We start from the raw sequence: 14380 nt of genomic DNA, 5'->3' as shown, positions 1-14380 counted from the left end.
CGCTCGAAGTCGATGCTCTCCGCCAGCACCGCGCGCAGCGGATTGTAGCCGGTCGGATTGAGGTCGTAGGGCGACAGCACCCGCGACATCAGGTCGGTGAGGATGTAGAAGGGCGAGGTATCGAGCGTCCAGCGTCCCATCAGCCGGTCGAGCGGTGAGCGCTGCAATGGGCTGAAGGCGGCAGCCTTCGAGACACGGCGCCAATATCGTTCAAGCGCCTTGCGCGCGCCCTCGGCGCCGCCGGCGGTCCAGCCGTCCGCCAGCACCGCCGCATTCATCGCGCCGGCCGACGTGCCGGAGATCGCGGCGATGGTGAGCCAGTTCTCCTCCAGCAGGCGGTCGAGCACGCCCCAGGAGAAAGCGCCGTGCGAACCGCCGCCTTGAAGTGCGAGATCGATCAGGACGGCGTCGCGTTCCATGGCGGACACTCACGCAACTGAAGCTCAAATTCGACGTGATTGGAACACGTCGAAGCCGGTACAGTTTAGAGAGTTTAGGCCGGACAATGCAACCGGAACGTGACGAGACCTAGTGCTCGAACACCAGCCGCGCGCCGACCGTGCCTTCGAGCGCGCGGATCTGCGCCAGCAGCGCGCCGGAATCCGCGCCGTTAAGGTCGGCATCGAGCACGACATAGCCGAGGTCGCCTGATGTCTCCAGATATTGCGCGGCGATGTTGATGTCGCGCTGGAGGAAGACCTCGTTCAGCCGGCGCAGCATGCCCGGCACGTTGCGATGGACGTGGCTGAAGCGCGCGCCCGAGGGGCGCAGATGCAGCTGCACCTCCGGGAAATTCACCGCGCCCATGGTCGATCCGGTGATGAAATAGTCGACCAGCTTGCGCGCCACTTCGCCGCCGATGCGCTCCTGCGCCTCCTCGGTCGAGCCGCCGACATGCGGAGTGAGGATGACGTTGCCAAGGCCCTGCACCGGGCTCTTGAAGCGCTCCGAATTCGACGACGGCTCGACCGGAAACACGTCGATGGCGGCACCGGCGATGTGGCCATCGCGCAAGGCGCCCGCGAGCGCATCGAGATCGACCACCGTGCCGCGGCTGTTGTTGATCAGGAACGCGCCAGGCTTCATCGCCCGCAGCTCCTTCTCGCCGATCATGCCCGCGGTCTCCGGCGTCTCCGGCACGTGCAGGCTGACGATGTCGCTCTGCGCCAGCAGCTCTTCCAGCTTCTCCACCGGCTCGGTGTTGCCGTGGCGGAGCTTGTCGGTGCGGTCGTAATAGATCACCCGCATGCCCATGGCTTCGGCCAGCGTCGAGAGCTGCGAGCCGATATTGCCATAGCCGATGATGCCGAGCGTGCGACCGCGCACCTCGCGGCTGCCGGCCGCGGACTTGTCCCAGCCGCCCCCATGGGCCGATACCGAGCGTGGAAAGATCTGCCGCAGCAGCATCACGATCTCGCCGATCACGAGTTCGGCGACGCTGCGGGTGTTGGAGAACGGCGCGTTGAACACGGGAATGCCGCGCTTGCGCGCCGCCAGCAGATCGACCTGGTTGGTGCCGACGCTGAAGCAGCCGACCGCGAGCAGCCCGTCGGCCGCTTCCAGCACCTCGTCGGTGATCTGGGTGCGGGAGCGGATGCCGAGCAGCGACACGCCCTTGAGCGCCTGGCGCAGCGCCTCGCCATCCAGCGCCTTGGTCAGACGCTCGACATTGCTGAAGCCTGCGCCCTTGAACAGATCCACGGCGCTATCGTTGACACCTTCAAGCAGCAGCGCCTTCGCGCTCCGCTCAGGGCTTTGGCCTGCGGCTGGCATGGAATCTCCTGAGATGACGGCTTTGCCGCAGCTCTTAGACCGTGGACGAGGCCGAGCACAATAGGGTTTGGATACGGGAATATCGTGGCCTGGTGGTAGTCAGATCACGTAAAACCCGTGCGTGCCGTCGCGGCGGAGCTGCTCGACGAGGCCATATTCCCAGTCGAGATAGGCCTGCATCGCCTGCTCCGCAACATCCGTGCCCTCATAGGGCCGGCGGTAGCGATGCGCCGGATCGGGCTTCGGCAGCACCAGCGGCGGGCCGGCCTCGAGCGGGCCATCATAGCCGCCTTCGAGGACATAGACCTCCCAGCCCATCTGCGCGAGCCAGGACGCCGTCATGTCGGCGCGCACGCCCTTGTCGTCGGTCAGCACGATGCGCGCGCCGCGCACGGGTGCTGCCATGTCGGTCTCCTGCACCAGCTGGCCGCCGGGATAGTGGCGAAAGCCCGGGAGGTGACCGGCCGCATATTCCTCGGCGCCGCGCACGTCAAAGCGATAGAGCGTCCGGCTGGTATCGGCGACCAGCGCCGCCATCTCGTTCGCACCGACGTGGCGGACGCCGGCGCGATAAGCGACGTCGCGCGCATTGGCCGCGCCGCCCTCGAACGAGCCGATCGCGCCGCGCCTGTCCGCGCCGTGATCGAGCGTGTGCCGCGCCAGCGTCCAGCCAATCGTGCCGTTGCGCAGCGCCCGCACCTTGTTGGGCACGCCGGCATTGATCAGCGATTGGGTGCCGATGATCGAGCGGGTGCGGCCGGCGCAATTGACGATGATGGTGGTGTCCGGATCGGGCGCGGCCTGACCGGCGCGCAGCACCAGCTCCGCACCGGGCACGCTGACCGAGCCCGGGATGTTCATGGTCGCATATTCGTCGAAGCGACGGACATCGAGGATGGCGATGTTGGCCTTGTCCGCGATCAGCTTTGCCACCTCGTCGGCGCTGAGCGAGGGCGTGTGACGGCGCGCCTCGACCAGTTCGCCGAACGCCTTTGAATAGGAATTGACGTCCTCGAACACCTCGTAGCCCGCCGCACGCCAGGACCCCAGCCCGCCATCGAGCGCGCGGACATTGTTGTAGCCGAGCGCGGCGAGGCGTTCGGCGCCTGCAGCGACCAGCCCCTCGCCATCGTCATAGAGCACGACCGGCACGTTCTTGCGCGGCAGCCGCACCGCGGCCTCGATCGCGATCCGGTCCACGGCCATGTTGGCGGCAAACAGCGGATGGCCGGTGGCAAAGGCCGCCTCGAACCTGAGATCGAGCAGCGCAATCTCCTCCCGCAGCAAGAGCGCGCGGCGGATATCGGCGGGAGTGACGATCGGAAGCTTCATGGCGTGAACCCCGGCAAGGACAAGCCATGGGCTTTTGAACGATTGCAACGAACTTGGCTAGTCACTCGGCCGCATGGCGGCCGATCAGCCCGCCAATTGCTTCTCGATGATGCTGGCAACCCGCACCGGGGTCTCCAGCATGGAATAATGTCCGGCGTCGTCGATGGTCTCAAGGGTAACGCGGGGATAAGCGAGCGCAAAGGCATTGCGTAGCGGCTCGCCGCGATAGAACGGAATATCCAGCGCGCCGGTCACGACATGCAGCGGCGCGGCCAGCCCATGGGTTTCGCCCGATATGGCGGAGGACGTGAACATGGTGAGATAGCCGCGCTTGGCCTCGACCGTCGAGGCCTCGCGCGCGATGGCGAGCTTGCGGCGCAACCAGCCGGCACCATAGCGGCTGGAGGTGCGGGCCGCGATCGCTCGCCCGGCCGCTTCGTCCTCATCGATGACGGCATTGAGCGCCTTCATCGCCGCCTCGTCGGCGCGGAAGCCGGTGGGTGGCACCGGCGAGAACAGCGTCACGGTCTGAAGCCGGCTCCCGGCCTGAAGCGCGATCTTCTGCGCCACCAGACCGGACATCGAGTGACCGACAAGATGGAAACGGGTGATGGCGAGCTCATCGGCGGTGCGCAGCACGTCGGCCGCAGCCTCATCCAGAGTGTAGCTGCCGCTCACGCCGCGCGACCAGCCGTAACCCCTGAGATCCATGAACACGATGGTGCAGCGTGCCGGATCGAGATAAGGCAGCACCGGCTCCCAATTGACGTGATCGCCAAGCCATTCGTGCAGCACCACGCACACCGTGGATCCGTTGCCGATGCGGCAATGGCCGAGCCGGTTGCCGGTCGCCAGTTGCGGTGAAGGCCAGGGCGATGGTGAAGTGCTGACAACGCTTCGCGCGCCTTGCGCGAACGCCGGAGTGTTCGTGATAGCGGCGGTAGCGGTCAGACCCAGACCCTTCAGGACGTTGCGGCGCTGCATGTGTTTCCCCCGCGCCTCTGGTTGCGACTGGCGCGCATGCCTGATAGCGCGCGCCTGCCTCAGGGGAGAAATTGATTTCTGCAATGGCTTGATTGATAAATGTCATTCTGACCGTCCGCCGCGCCGGAGCTTTCCATGCCGACAACCCTCGATCTCGATACGCTCCGCGCACTGCTCGCCATCGTCGAGCTCAACAGCTTTTCGCGCGCGGCGGAGCGATTGGGGCGATCGCAATCCGCGATCAGCCTGCAGATCGCCCGGCTCGAGTCCATGGTCGGCCATCCCCTGCTGGAGCGGGCTCGCGGCCGGGTCCTCGGGCCAACCGTGAAGGGCGCCGAGCTCGTCGCGCATGCACGGGAGATGATCGCGCTCAACGAGCGTGCCGTTACCGCGATGCGCCGGCCAGCCTCGGACGCGCCGATCAGGCTCGGCATGCCCGCCGATTTTCTCGAGCGTGATTTCGCGTCTGCCGTCGGCGAGATCCGTTCGCGCTTTCCCAGGGCACAACTATCGGTTCGCACCGACCTGTCGGCTCGACTCGCCGAAGACGTCGATCAGGGGCGGCTCGATCTCGCCTTCTACAAGCGCGCCCCCTCGAACGCCGCGGACGCCGCGATCGCGTTCGAACCAATGGCATGGTTCGGCAAAGTGCCGGCGCCAAACCGGTCCGACGATGCCGTTCCGCTGGTGGCCTTTGCGGACGGCTGCGCCTATCGTGGCGAAGCCCTGCGCGGCCTGCGCCTGATGGGACGGGATTGCAGCATCGCCTGCGAGGCGCGCAGCCTTTCCGCGCTGGTCGGCGCCGTCAAAGCCGGCCTTGGCTATGCCGCGCTGCCGGTCGAGCTCGGGGTACGCAAATCGCTGCAGCAGGCGAGTGATCTGGCGGGCCTGCCGCGACTCAACGCCGTCGAGCTAGCTCTTGGTATTGCCGAGGGCTGCAACCTGCCGTTCGCCCGCGCCATCGGCGGCATCATCGCCGAGCGCTGCGCGCTGGCGTGACGGCCGCAGCTTCCGGCGCGACAGGTACAGGAGCACGCCGGTGACCGCGAACAGTGGCATCAGCGCCGCGGCAATCATGAACGCAAGCTTGCCGGGCCAGCCCAGGATCGCGCCGCGGTGGATGTCGAACACGCCTGCGATGGCTTTTTCGCCCAGCGTCTTGTCGGCGTAGCGTTCCGAGGAGATCACCTGGCCTGTCGCAGCGTCGATGCGGAATTCGTCGCGCTCGCTTTCGAGCGTGGCGCCCTTTGGCCACGACCGGATCCGCATCACCGTGCCCGGACCTGCCTGAAGGAGGAGCTGAACCTTGGCGAAACCGCCGCTCTCCTCTCGCTGGATGGTGGTCCAAGCGCGATCGAACCCGACGGCCTCTGCCGTCTCGGCACGGCCGGCTGGACGCGGCTGCTTCGGCTGCATCTTCGCCGCCGCCACGTGGGGGCGTGCCAGCAGCCAGACGACGCCGTCCTTGTACCAGTCGAACGAGTACCAGAGGCCGGTGATCGCCATCACCAGATAGACCGGCAGCACCCAGGTGCCGATGACGGCATGCAACGAACGATGCAGGCCACGGCCGGTGAGCGCAAGATTCGGCTTCAGCCACATCTTCATGCTGCTCGCGCGACGCGGCCAGCGCAGCACGAGGCCCGAGACCAGCATCAGGATCAGACCCAGCGCCGCAATACCTGTGATCTGGCGTCCCCATCCTTTGCCATCGCCTGTTATCAGCAACCAGCGATGCAGCCGGCGCACCGTCGCAAAAAATTCCTCGCCACGCGGGACACCCAGCACGTGGCCGTCATAGGGATCGACATAGAGCGACGACGGCCGCCCGCCGGGCTCGTCGCGCGCGAAGCGGATGTGCACGGCGGCCGCAGGATCGCTCGAGAGCGTCATGCCGGCGACCCTGCCAACATCTGGCACGACCTTCAGGCGCGACGCCAGCTCGTCCGGTGACAGCGCCGGCATCGCGCGCGGCACGACCTGCATGATGCCGGCGTTCAGATGGTCGACGATCTCGTCCTCGAAGCTTATGACCGCGCCCGTGAGCGCGATCAGGGAGAGCAGCAGCGCGAGCACGAGGCCCGCGATGGAATGGACCTGGAGCAGCGCGGCGCTGATCTTGCGTCCGGCCTGATGTCGTATCGCCATGGCTAGAAATTCACCGTCGCCGACAGCGAGATTCGGCGGCCATCGCCCATCGCGACGTTCAGGGCGTTTCCGGTGGTGGAGGTGTAGTAGACCTTGTCGAACAGGTTCTTGACGTTGAACTGATAGGTCACGGGCACCTTGTCGACCTTGGTGTCGTAGGTCGCGAAGATGTCCGCGACGGTATAGGCGGGAAGGAAGAACGTGTTGGCGGAGTCGCCCGGCCTGTCACCGGCATAATGTGCGCCGCCGCCGAGTCGCAGGCGACCGGGGAGCCGGTCGCCGAAATCGTAGACCAGATAGAGCGAGGCCGTGTTCATTGCGGCGTTCAGCAATTTTGCGTTGCCGACGACGGGATCGTTGATCAGGCGCGCGTCGGTATAGCCGTAGCTGCCGATCATGCTCCATTCGTCGGTCAGCCGGCCGGTGACGTCCAGCTCGACACCGCGCGACCGCGCCTTCGCGGATGTTCGTACCAAGACCGTACCGCTGCTAAAGGGATCCGCGACCAGCACGTTCTTCTTCTCGATGTCGTAGACCGCAAGCGTGCCGGACAGCCGCTTGTTGACGTCGAACTTGACGCCGGTCTCCCATTGCGTGCCTTCTTCAGGCGCAATGGTGGAGTCGACGACGAAGCCGATAGGTGCACCGGTGAAGAGCGCAATGGTCGAGGTCGGCTTCAGCGACTGCGTGTAGCTCAGATAGTAAGAGAGCTCGTCGTTCAGCTTGACGATGACACCGCCGAGCGGCAGCACCTTGTCGCCGGAAAGGTTGGTGTTGGTGACGAAGACAGGCCGGCCCTTTCCGGCGAGCTGCTCGTATTGCATCCAGCGCACGCCGCCGACGACGGACAGCCAGTTGGTGAGATGGAACGTGTCCTGCGCGAACAAGCCGCGGGTGCCGAGCTTGTCGGTCTGCTCGCTGTCGGTCGCCGAGATGGTCGTGCCGGGTATGACGCGCCCGTAGACCGGGTTGTAGAAATTGAAACTCGGCGTCGCCTGGCGGATCAAATCGTGGCGATCGATGGTGCGATACATTGCCTCGCCGCCGAACAGGACCTCGTTGCGGAAGCCGCCACCCCAGACGTCGCCCTGCATGTAGGAGGTGCCGTAGCTGACGTTGCTCAGCGAGTTCTGGGTGCCGTCATTGCTGCGGGTCTCGATACCGGTCGCAGCATTGACGCCGGTGATCCGGAGCTGGTTGGCGCTGTAGGTCTCGGTGTTGTAGCTGTAGGCGGTCGTGACCTTCCAATGATCATCCAACTTCTGCTCGACCGAGCCCTGCACCAGATCGGACGTGCCCCACATATTGTTGAAGGGCTCATCCAGCCGGCGCGTCGCCGGGATCGCCAGCGGCGCGCCTTTGACGAAAGCGGTGCCGCGATCGAACGGGGTGATGAACTCCCGATGCTCATAGGTGAGCTGGACCGTCGTGGTCTCGCCGTACCAGGCGAGCGACGGGTTCACCAGCATGTCCCGGTGACGGCCGAAATTGCGCCAATAGTCTTCGCTGACGCCGTAGCCGATGAAGCGATAAGCGAGCCCGCCATCGCCGATCGGGCCGGTGAGGTCGAGCGTGCCGTCGGCGCCGTTGCGGTTGTTGGCGTAGCTCGAGCCGAGCAGCGTGACCGAACCGTGCTGGTAAAGCTCGGGACGCTTGCTGATTGTGTTGACGATGCCGCCGGGACCCATGATGCCGTAGAGTAGCGAGGCCGGTCCCTTCAGAACCTCGACACTGTCGACGGCTGCGTTCAGGCTGCGCCCCTGCACCAGCGGCATGCCGTTGCGCATGATTGAGCCGTCCCGATTGTCGCCGAAGCCGCGGCGGATCACCGCATCCTGGGTGCCGGCGAGCGTATTGGTCTGGGTGATGCCGCTGATGTTGACCAGCGCATCGTCGATATTGCGGGGCAACTGATCCTTCAGGACCTGCGCAGGCACGACGTTGACGGATTGTGAGGTGTCGAGCGGAGATGCGCCCGAGCGCAACGTGCTCGCGCTCGGCATCGCGCGATAGCCGAGCCTTGCGGCCTGCTGTGCGGCAGCTTCCGCCGCGGCGCGTTCCGACAATGTCGGGAGCGCGGGCGGAATGACCGTTGGGGTGCGGCGCGCAAGCGTCTGCGTCCGTTGTCGGGACTGCTGCGACGCGCGCGACGGTTTCGGCCGCGGCGCCGGTGCATCCACATTCACCGGCGGGAGCGCTGTTTGCGCCTGCGCGATCGCGGGGTTGAGAGGAATTTCAGCGAGCAGCACGGCTGCGCCGATGAGCAGGCTGGCGCGGCTCCTGCCGCAACGATTTCGATGACCTCTGACGCGAGAGCCATCCACAAGGGCACGCACTTTCGATTCACTTCCAAGTCACAGCATTGGCGCTCGCGCATCTAGCAGCGGCTGCGAATGAAGAGAACCGTCGGCGGACTTGAATAGCTCTAGTGTTGAATGGTTCTAGGACTGAGATCAGCGCGAAAAGGCCATCGCGACACGCGCTCGCGAATTCGCGGGAACGTGTCGCAGCATTGCCCGATCCTAGACGAGCACAGGGCGGGTCAGCTCGTCGAGCTTCGCCTTGAGCGCGGCTCCGTCAGACAAAGCGCGCAGCGGCGGACGCACGCGGAGCCAGCCGGCGTCCCCGGTCTGCGCGGCGAGGATGGCCTTCAACGTCGTCAGGAAAGACGGCGACTTCACCACGATATCGACAGCGGCCTGCATGCGCGCCTCGACGTCCTTGCGGTCGATCATCGCCTTGACCAGCTCCGGCGCGATATTGGCCATGCCGCAGATGGTGCCGGCGCCGCCACCAGCGATCGCGCGCGCGATGTCGGTTTCGTTGCCGACCGTGATGGCGAGCTCGGGCGCCGCTGCGCGGAACGCCTGGAATTGTTTGAAATCGCCGCTGGAGTCCTTCAGGCCCGCTACCACCTTGCCGTAAAGCTTGCGCAGACTCGCGGCGACGCGTGTCGGGATCGCGACACCGGATATCTGCGGGATGTGATAGAGATAGGCACGCAGGCGATCATCGGCTGCGCCGTCGATGACGGCGGCGAAGGCATCTTCGATACCTTCAGGCGTGGCGCTGCGATCGAAATACGGCGGCAGGATCAGAACGTGCCGCAGGCCGAGACCGAGCACGGCGCGCGTCAGTGCGATGCTGTCGCTGATGGCAGGAAAGCCACCGCCGATGCCAATGCGTTCCGCCGGCACGCCGGCCTTGAGCACGGCTTCGATGGTCGCGACACGCTCGGTGACGTTGAAGGAGGTGCCCTCGCCGGTGGTTCCGAACAGCACGACGCCGTCCACACCCTTGCCGAACAGCTGCTTGGCATGGGCGACAAGCTTGACGGAATCTACACTGCCGTCTGCCGCCAGCGGTGTTGCCGACGCCACCCAGAACCCGCGAATTGCCTCCGTCATAGCGCCACCCATTGTTGCAGCTCCCCGAATAAACTCAGGATCGTCGAGGGCTTATCGAGCCTTGTTTTTGCTTTACTTCTCGCCTTGTACCTTACATACAAGATGAACGCAAACGCTTTCAGCCGTCACGGCGCGCATGAGGCGCAGCTTAATTTGGAGGAGGTCTCGCATGAATATGGTGAGCCCCGTCGGACAGCCGGAGCCGTTGCTTGCCGCCTTGCGCGACAAGCTCGGCGCTGCGGCCGTGCTGACCGGCAGCGAAGTGCCCGCGCGCAATTGCAACGACTGGAGCGCGAGCCTGCCGCAAACGCCGCTTGCGGTGATCCGCCCGCTCGATGCGCAGGGAGTTGCCGATGCGATTGCGACCTGCCGGCAGGCGCGCCTGCCGTTCGTGCCGCAGGGCGGCCTGACCGGGCTCTGCCGCGGCGCTTCGCCTGAGGCGGGCTGGGTCGCGATCTCGCTGGAGCGGATGACCGGCATCGAGGAGATCGACCGCGCGTCGATGACGATGACCGTCAAATCAGGCACGCCGCTCGAGACGATCCAGAAAGCCGCTGACGAGGCCGGCTTCTTCTTTCCGCTCGACCTCGGCTCGCGCGGCTCCTGCGCCATTGGCGGCAACCTCTCCACCAATGCCGGCGGCAACCGCGTGATCCGCTACGGCATGACGCGCGAGCTGGTGCTCGGCCTCGAAGTCGTCTTGCCTGATGGCACCATCATCACCAGCCTCAACAAGCTGATGAAGAACAATGCCGGCTACGATTTGAAGCATCTCTTCATCGGCTCGGAAGGCACGCTCGGCATCATCACCCGCGTCGTGCTGAAACTGTTCCCGAAGCCGCGCTCGACCATGGCTGCGCTGTGCGCATTGAAGGACTATGCCGCCGTCATCGCGCTGCTCGATGGCGCCCGCAGCGGACTGGGCCCGCTGCTCTCTGCATTCGAAGTGATGTGGCCGGATTATTGGGACGTGATCACAACCCGCGCCGGCGTCAAGCCTCCGGTCGCCGCGGGCCAGGGTCTCTACGTGCTGGTCGAGGCGCAGGGCACCGACGAGAGCATCGATGCGCCGCGCTTCCAGGCCTGGCTCGAAGAGCTGATGGAGCGCGGGCTACTGGTCGATGCGGCCGTGGCGCAATCGCTGGCACAGACGCAGGCGTTCTGGCGCGTGCGCGATATCTGCGCCGAGTTCGGCCAGGTGCTGGGGCCGCACATCTCCTACGACATCGGTCTTGCGGTGGCGCGGATGGACGAGTTCGTCACGCGCTGCAAGACGGCGCTCGCCGGCGGCATCAAGGGCTGCGAAAGCGTCTATTACGGCCATATCGGCGACGGCAATCTGCACCTCGTCTCCTGGGTCACGGGCCTTCCCGTCGAGCAGCAGCCGAAGGAGGAGATGGACGCGATCATCTATGGCCTCGTGCGCGAGCTGGGCGGCAGCGTCTCGGCCGAGCACGGCATCGGCACGCTGAAGAAGAAATGGCTTGGCCACGCCCGCAGCGAGGCGGAGATCGCCTTGATGCGGACGCTGAAGGCCGCGCTCGATCCCGATCATCTTCTCAACCCCGGCAAGGTGATCTGAGAGCATCCATGCGATCGCTCAGGCTCGATACGCCGAAATCGCTGTCGCAGCGGGTGATGCTACGGCTGCGGCAGGCCATCATCGACGGCGAGTTCGCGCTCGGGGCTGCCATCTCCGAGGAGATGGTGGCGAACTCTTTCGGAGTCAGCCGCACGCCGGTGCGCGAGGCGATGGGCCAGTTGCAGGCACAGGGGCTGGTGGTGATCCGGCCCCAGGTGGGCAGCTTCGTGTTCACGCCGAGCGCGGAGGACATTACCGCGCTCTGCACTTTCAGGATCGCGCTCGAGCCCAAGGCCGCAGAGCTCGCGTTCCGCCACGATGGCGACGGCGCCATCGCGACGCTGAGCGATGCGATCGCGGCGATGGAGCCGGCGGTCGAGGCCAGGGACAACATCGCCTATGGCCGCGCCGACGCCGCCTTTCACGAAGGCCTGTTCGCGCATTGCGGCAACCGCTACCTCGCCGAATCCTACCAGCTCGTCTCGGGGCGCGTGGCGGCACTGCGCACCAACCTGACCTCACCGATCGACGTGCGCACCCGCTCGTCATTCGATGAGCACCGCAAGCTGCTCGATCTGTTCGCGCGCGGCGAATTTGCGGCGTTCGAAGCGACGATGACGACGCACATCACGAATTCCGGCGTGGTCTACGCCAAAGCGTTGAAGGTGGAGACGCCGGCGAATTGAGCGGCTTCTACTTCCCGCTCTCCGGCCCCGGCCGGTCCAGGAAATCCAGCGCTGTGTTGATCTGTTCGAGCTGGTGCTCAATTTTGTCGCGGTCCTCGACCGACTGCGCCTTCTCGAGCTGTTCGACAAGCTTCTGCTTCCGCGACAGCAAGTTCTCTATGACTGTACTCACAGTTCCCCCATCGCCCGAGGCGAATATCGAGGCAGATCCCGGACACGGGCGCGCGCAAGCGGGGCTCGCCACGATCCCTCGAGTCAGAATGTGCGCGAAGCCGGATCGTTCCTGCAAATGAACCGCGGCAGGCGAGCCAGCCACGGCGCCCGAGCCCCGGCGGGGGCAGGCGAAGGGTTAATGCGCCCGAATGAGGACGGAACCGGCATCTTTCACGCGAGCGTCGGTTGTATTCGCGCGTCCGGAGTCCTATGCCTTGGCGCCATGGACACCCAGATCATCACCGCCGAAAAGCCCCTGATGGCGAGCGCGCACCCGCGCAAGCCCGCGCCATTCCTCCCGATGAGCCGCGCCGAGATGGACGCGCTCGGCTGGGACGAATGCGACATCGTGCTGGTGACGGGGGACGCCTATGTCGACCATCCGAGCTTCGGCATGGCCATCATCGGCCGGCTGCTCGAAGCACAGGGATTCCGGGTCGGCATCATTGCGCAGCCGGACTGGCACTCGGCCGAGCCGTTCAAGGCGCTCGGCAAGCCAAAAGTCTTCTTCGGTGTCACCGGCGGCAACATGGATTCCATGGTGAACCGCTACACCGCGGATCGGCGCATCCGCAGCGACGACGCCTACACCGCCGGCGGCGAAGGCGGCAAGCGGCCGGATCGCTGCACCATCGTCTACGCCCAGCGCTGCCGCGAGGCGTTCAAGGATGTGCCTGTCGTGCTCGGCGGCATCGAGGCCTCGCTGCGCCGGATCGCGCATTACGATTATTGGTCGGACAAGGTGCGTCGCTCGGTGCTGGCCGACGCCAAGGCCGACCTCCTGCTCTACGGCAATGCCGAGCGCGCCGTGGTCGAAGTGGCGCATCGGCTCGCCGCCGGCGAGGCGCCGCGCGAGCTCGACGACATCAGGGGCGTCGCGCTGTTTCGCCGCGTGCCTGAAGACTACACCGAGCTGCACGCCGACGATCTCGATTCCGCCGACGAAGGCGCCACGCGCCAGAAGGGCCGGACCGTGATCCGCCTGCCGGCGCTGGAGCAGGTCGAGCAGGACAAGGAAGCCTATGCCCGCGCCTCTCGCGTGCTGCATCGGGAGAGCAATCCCGGCAATGCGCGGCCGCTGGTGCAGCGTCACGGCGATCGCGACCTCTGGCTCAACCCGCCGCCGATCCCGCTGACATCTGAGGAGATGGACGCGGTCTACGACCTGCCTTACGCGCGCGCGCCGCATCCGTCCTATGGCGATGCCAAGATCCCCGCCTGGGACATGATCAAGTTCTCGGTCACGATCATGCGCGGCTGTTTTGGCGGCTGCACCTTCTGCTCGATCACCGAGCACGAGGGGCGCATCATCCAGAATCGCTCGGAAGGCTCGATCCTGCGCGAGATCGAGAAGATCCGCGACAAGACGCCGGGCTTCACCGGCGTGATCTCCGACATCGGCGGCCCGACCGCCAACATGTACCGGATGGCCTGCAAGGACCCGAAGGTCGAGGCCGCGTGCCGCCGGCCGTCCTGCGTCTTCCCAGAGATCTGCCCGAACCTCAACACCTCGCATGATGATCTCATCCGGCTCTATCGCAAGGTGCGCGAGACCAAAGGCATCAAGAAGGTGATGGTCGCCTCGGGCGTGCGCTACGACCTCGCGGTCGAGAGCCCCGAATACATCAAGGAGCTCGTCACCCATCACGTCGGCGGCTACCTGAAGATCGCGCCTGAACATACCGAGCGCGGCCCGCTCGACAAGATGATGAAGCCCGGCATCGGCGCCTATAACAAGTTCAAGCGGATGTTCGATGAAGCCGCCGAAAAGGCCGGCAAGAAATATTACCTGATCCCCTACTTCATCGCGGCGCATCCGGGCACGACCGACGAGGACATGATGAACCTCGCGCTGTGGCTGAAGAAGAACCGCTATCGCGCGGATCAAGTGCAGACCTTCCTGCCCTCGCCGATGGCGACCGCCACGGCGATGTACCACACCGGCGTCAATCCCTTGCGCGGCGTGCGCCATGGCGGCAGCGACAAGGTCGAGGCGATCAAGGGCCTGCGCCAGCGCCGCCTGCACAAGGCCTTCCTGCGCTATCACGACCCTGACAATTGGCCGGTGCTGCGCGAGGCCTTGATCGAGATGGGCCGCCGCGACCTGATCGGCTCGCAGCCGCACCAGCTGGTCCCGGCGCACCAGCCGCCCGGCACCGGCAAGGCCGCCGGCACCAGGCGCCCCGTTCGATCCGGCGGCAGGACGCAGAAGTTCACGACCAAGGGCATACGGCTGATGAAGTAGCGGGCTATCG

General features: G+C 65.6%; 12 protein-coding genes. 4 read left to right on the top strand and 8 right to left on the bottom strand.

Features of this window, described 5'->3' with window-relative positions; all coding sequences use genetic code 11:
* From AOQ71_RS48360 to AOQ71_RS23885, 4 genes are all read right to left on the bottom strand, one after another.
* Positions 1-419 (bottom strand): patatin-like phospholipase family protein (locus tag AOQ71_RS48360; protein ID WP_245317091.1); only part of this gene is annotated, 419 nt, incomplete at its 3' end.
* 109 nt (positions 420-528) lie between these two features.
* A complete protein-coding gene (gene serA, locus AOQ71_RS23895) occupies positions 529-1773 on the bottom strand; it encodes a phosphoglycerate dehydrogenase (protein WP_057751904.1) in 1245 nt (414 codons plus the stop codon).
* Between the two features lie 99 nt (positions 1774-1872).
* Positions 1873-3105, bottom strand: a complete 1233-nt coding sequence (locus tag AOQ71_RS23890; protein WP_057751901.1) for a rhodanese-like domain-containing protein — start codon at positions 3103-3105, stop codon at positions 1873-1875.
* 84 nt (positions 3106-3189) lie between these two features.
* Positions 3190-4089 carry an alpha/beta fold hydrolase gene (locus AOQ71_RS23885; protein ID WP_057751898.1) on the bottom strand — a complete coding sequence of 300 codons (900 nt, stop codon included), beginning with the start codon at positions 4087-4089 and terminating at the stop codon, positions 3190-3192.
* A 135-nt stretch (positions 4090-4224) separates the two neighbouring features.
* On the opposite strand from AOQ71_RS23885, the gene AOQ71_RS23880 reads away from it, so the two are divergent.
* Positions 4225-5088 (top strand): LysR family transcriptional regulator, encoded by an 864-nt coding sequence (locus AOQ71_RS23880; protein WP_057751895.1) that lies wholly within the window; start codon positions 4225-4227, stop codon positions 5086-5088.
* Here the strand turns inward: AOQ71_RS23880 and AOQ71_RS23875 are convergent.
* From AOQ71_RS23875 to AOQ71_RS23865, 3 genes are all read right to left on the bottom strand, one after another.
* The gene (locus tag AOQ71_RS23875; protein WP_083514455.1) at positions 5002-6237 is read right to left on the bottom strand and encodes a PepSY-associated TM helix domain-containing protein; all 1236 of its coding nucleotides are present in this window, start codon (positions 6235-6237) and stop codon (positions 5002-5004) included. The genes AOQ71_RS23880 and AOQ71_RS23875 overlap by 87 nt on opposite strands.
* A 2-nt stretch (positions 6238-6239) precedes the next feature.
* Complete coding sequence (locus AOQ71_RS23870) at positions 6240-8573, bottom strand: TonB-dependent siderophore receptor (RefSeq protein ID WP_057751892.1); 2334 nt, start codon at positions 8571-8573, stop codon at positions 6240-6242.
* A 186-nt stretch (positions 8574-8759) separates the two neighbouring features.
* Positions 8760-9644 carry a dihydrodipicolinate synthase family protein gene (locus AOQ71_RS23865; protein ID WP_057751888.1) on the bottom strand — a complete coding sequence of 295 codons (885 nt, stop codon included), beginning with the start codon at positions 9642-9644 and terminating at the stop codon, positions 8760-8762.
* A 169-nt stretch (positions 9645-9813) separates the two neighbouring features.
* Here AOQ71_RS23865 and AOQ71_RS23860 point away from each other — a divergent pair, with 169 nt between their 5' ends.
* The gene (locus tag AOQ71_RS23860; protein WP_057751885.1) at positions 9814-11226 is read left to right on the top strand and encodes an FAD-binding oxidoreductase; all 1413 of its coding nucleotides are present in this window, start codon (positions 9814-9816) and stop codon (positions 11224-11226) included.
* A gap of 8 nt (positions 11227-11234) precedes the next feature.
* A complete protein-coding gene (locus tag AOQ71_RS23855) occupies positions 11235-11912 on the top strand; it encodes a GntR family transcriptional regulator (RefSeq protein WP_057751882.1) in 678 nt (225 codons plus the stop codon).
* Positions 11913-11919: 7 nt separating this feature from the next.
* Here AOQ71_RS23855 and AOQ71_RS46380 read toward each other — a convergent pair whose 3' ends face one another.
* Positions 11920-12084: a hypothetical protein gene (locus tag AOQ71_RS46380; protein ID WP_167353996.1), complete on the bottom strand. Its 165-nt coding sequence runs from the start codon at positions 12082-12084 to the stop codon at positions 11920-11922.
* 264 nt (positions 12085-12348) lie between these two features.
* Here AOQ71_RS46380 and AOQ71_RS23850 point away from each other — a divergent pair, with 264 nt between their 5' ends.
* Positions 12349-14370, top strand: coding sequence for a YgiQ family radical SAM protein (locus AOQ71_RS23850; RefSeq protein ID WP_057751879.1), 2022 nt, complete (start codon positions 12349-12351; stop codon positions 14368-14370).
* Positions 14371-14380: the final 10 nt, after the last annotated feature.

The organism is Bradyrhizobium manausense, from assembly GCF_001440035.1.
Lineage (GTDB): Bacteria > Pseudomonadota > Alphaproteobacteria > Rhizobiales > Xanthobacteraceae > Bradyrhizobium > Bradyrhizobium manausense.
Note: the sequence above shows the minus strand (reverse complement) of the source record. Positions and strands in the feature narration are given on the sequence as shown.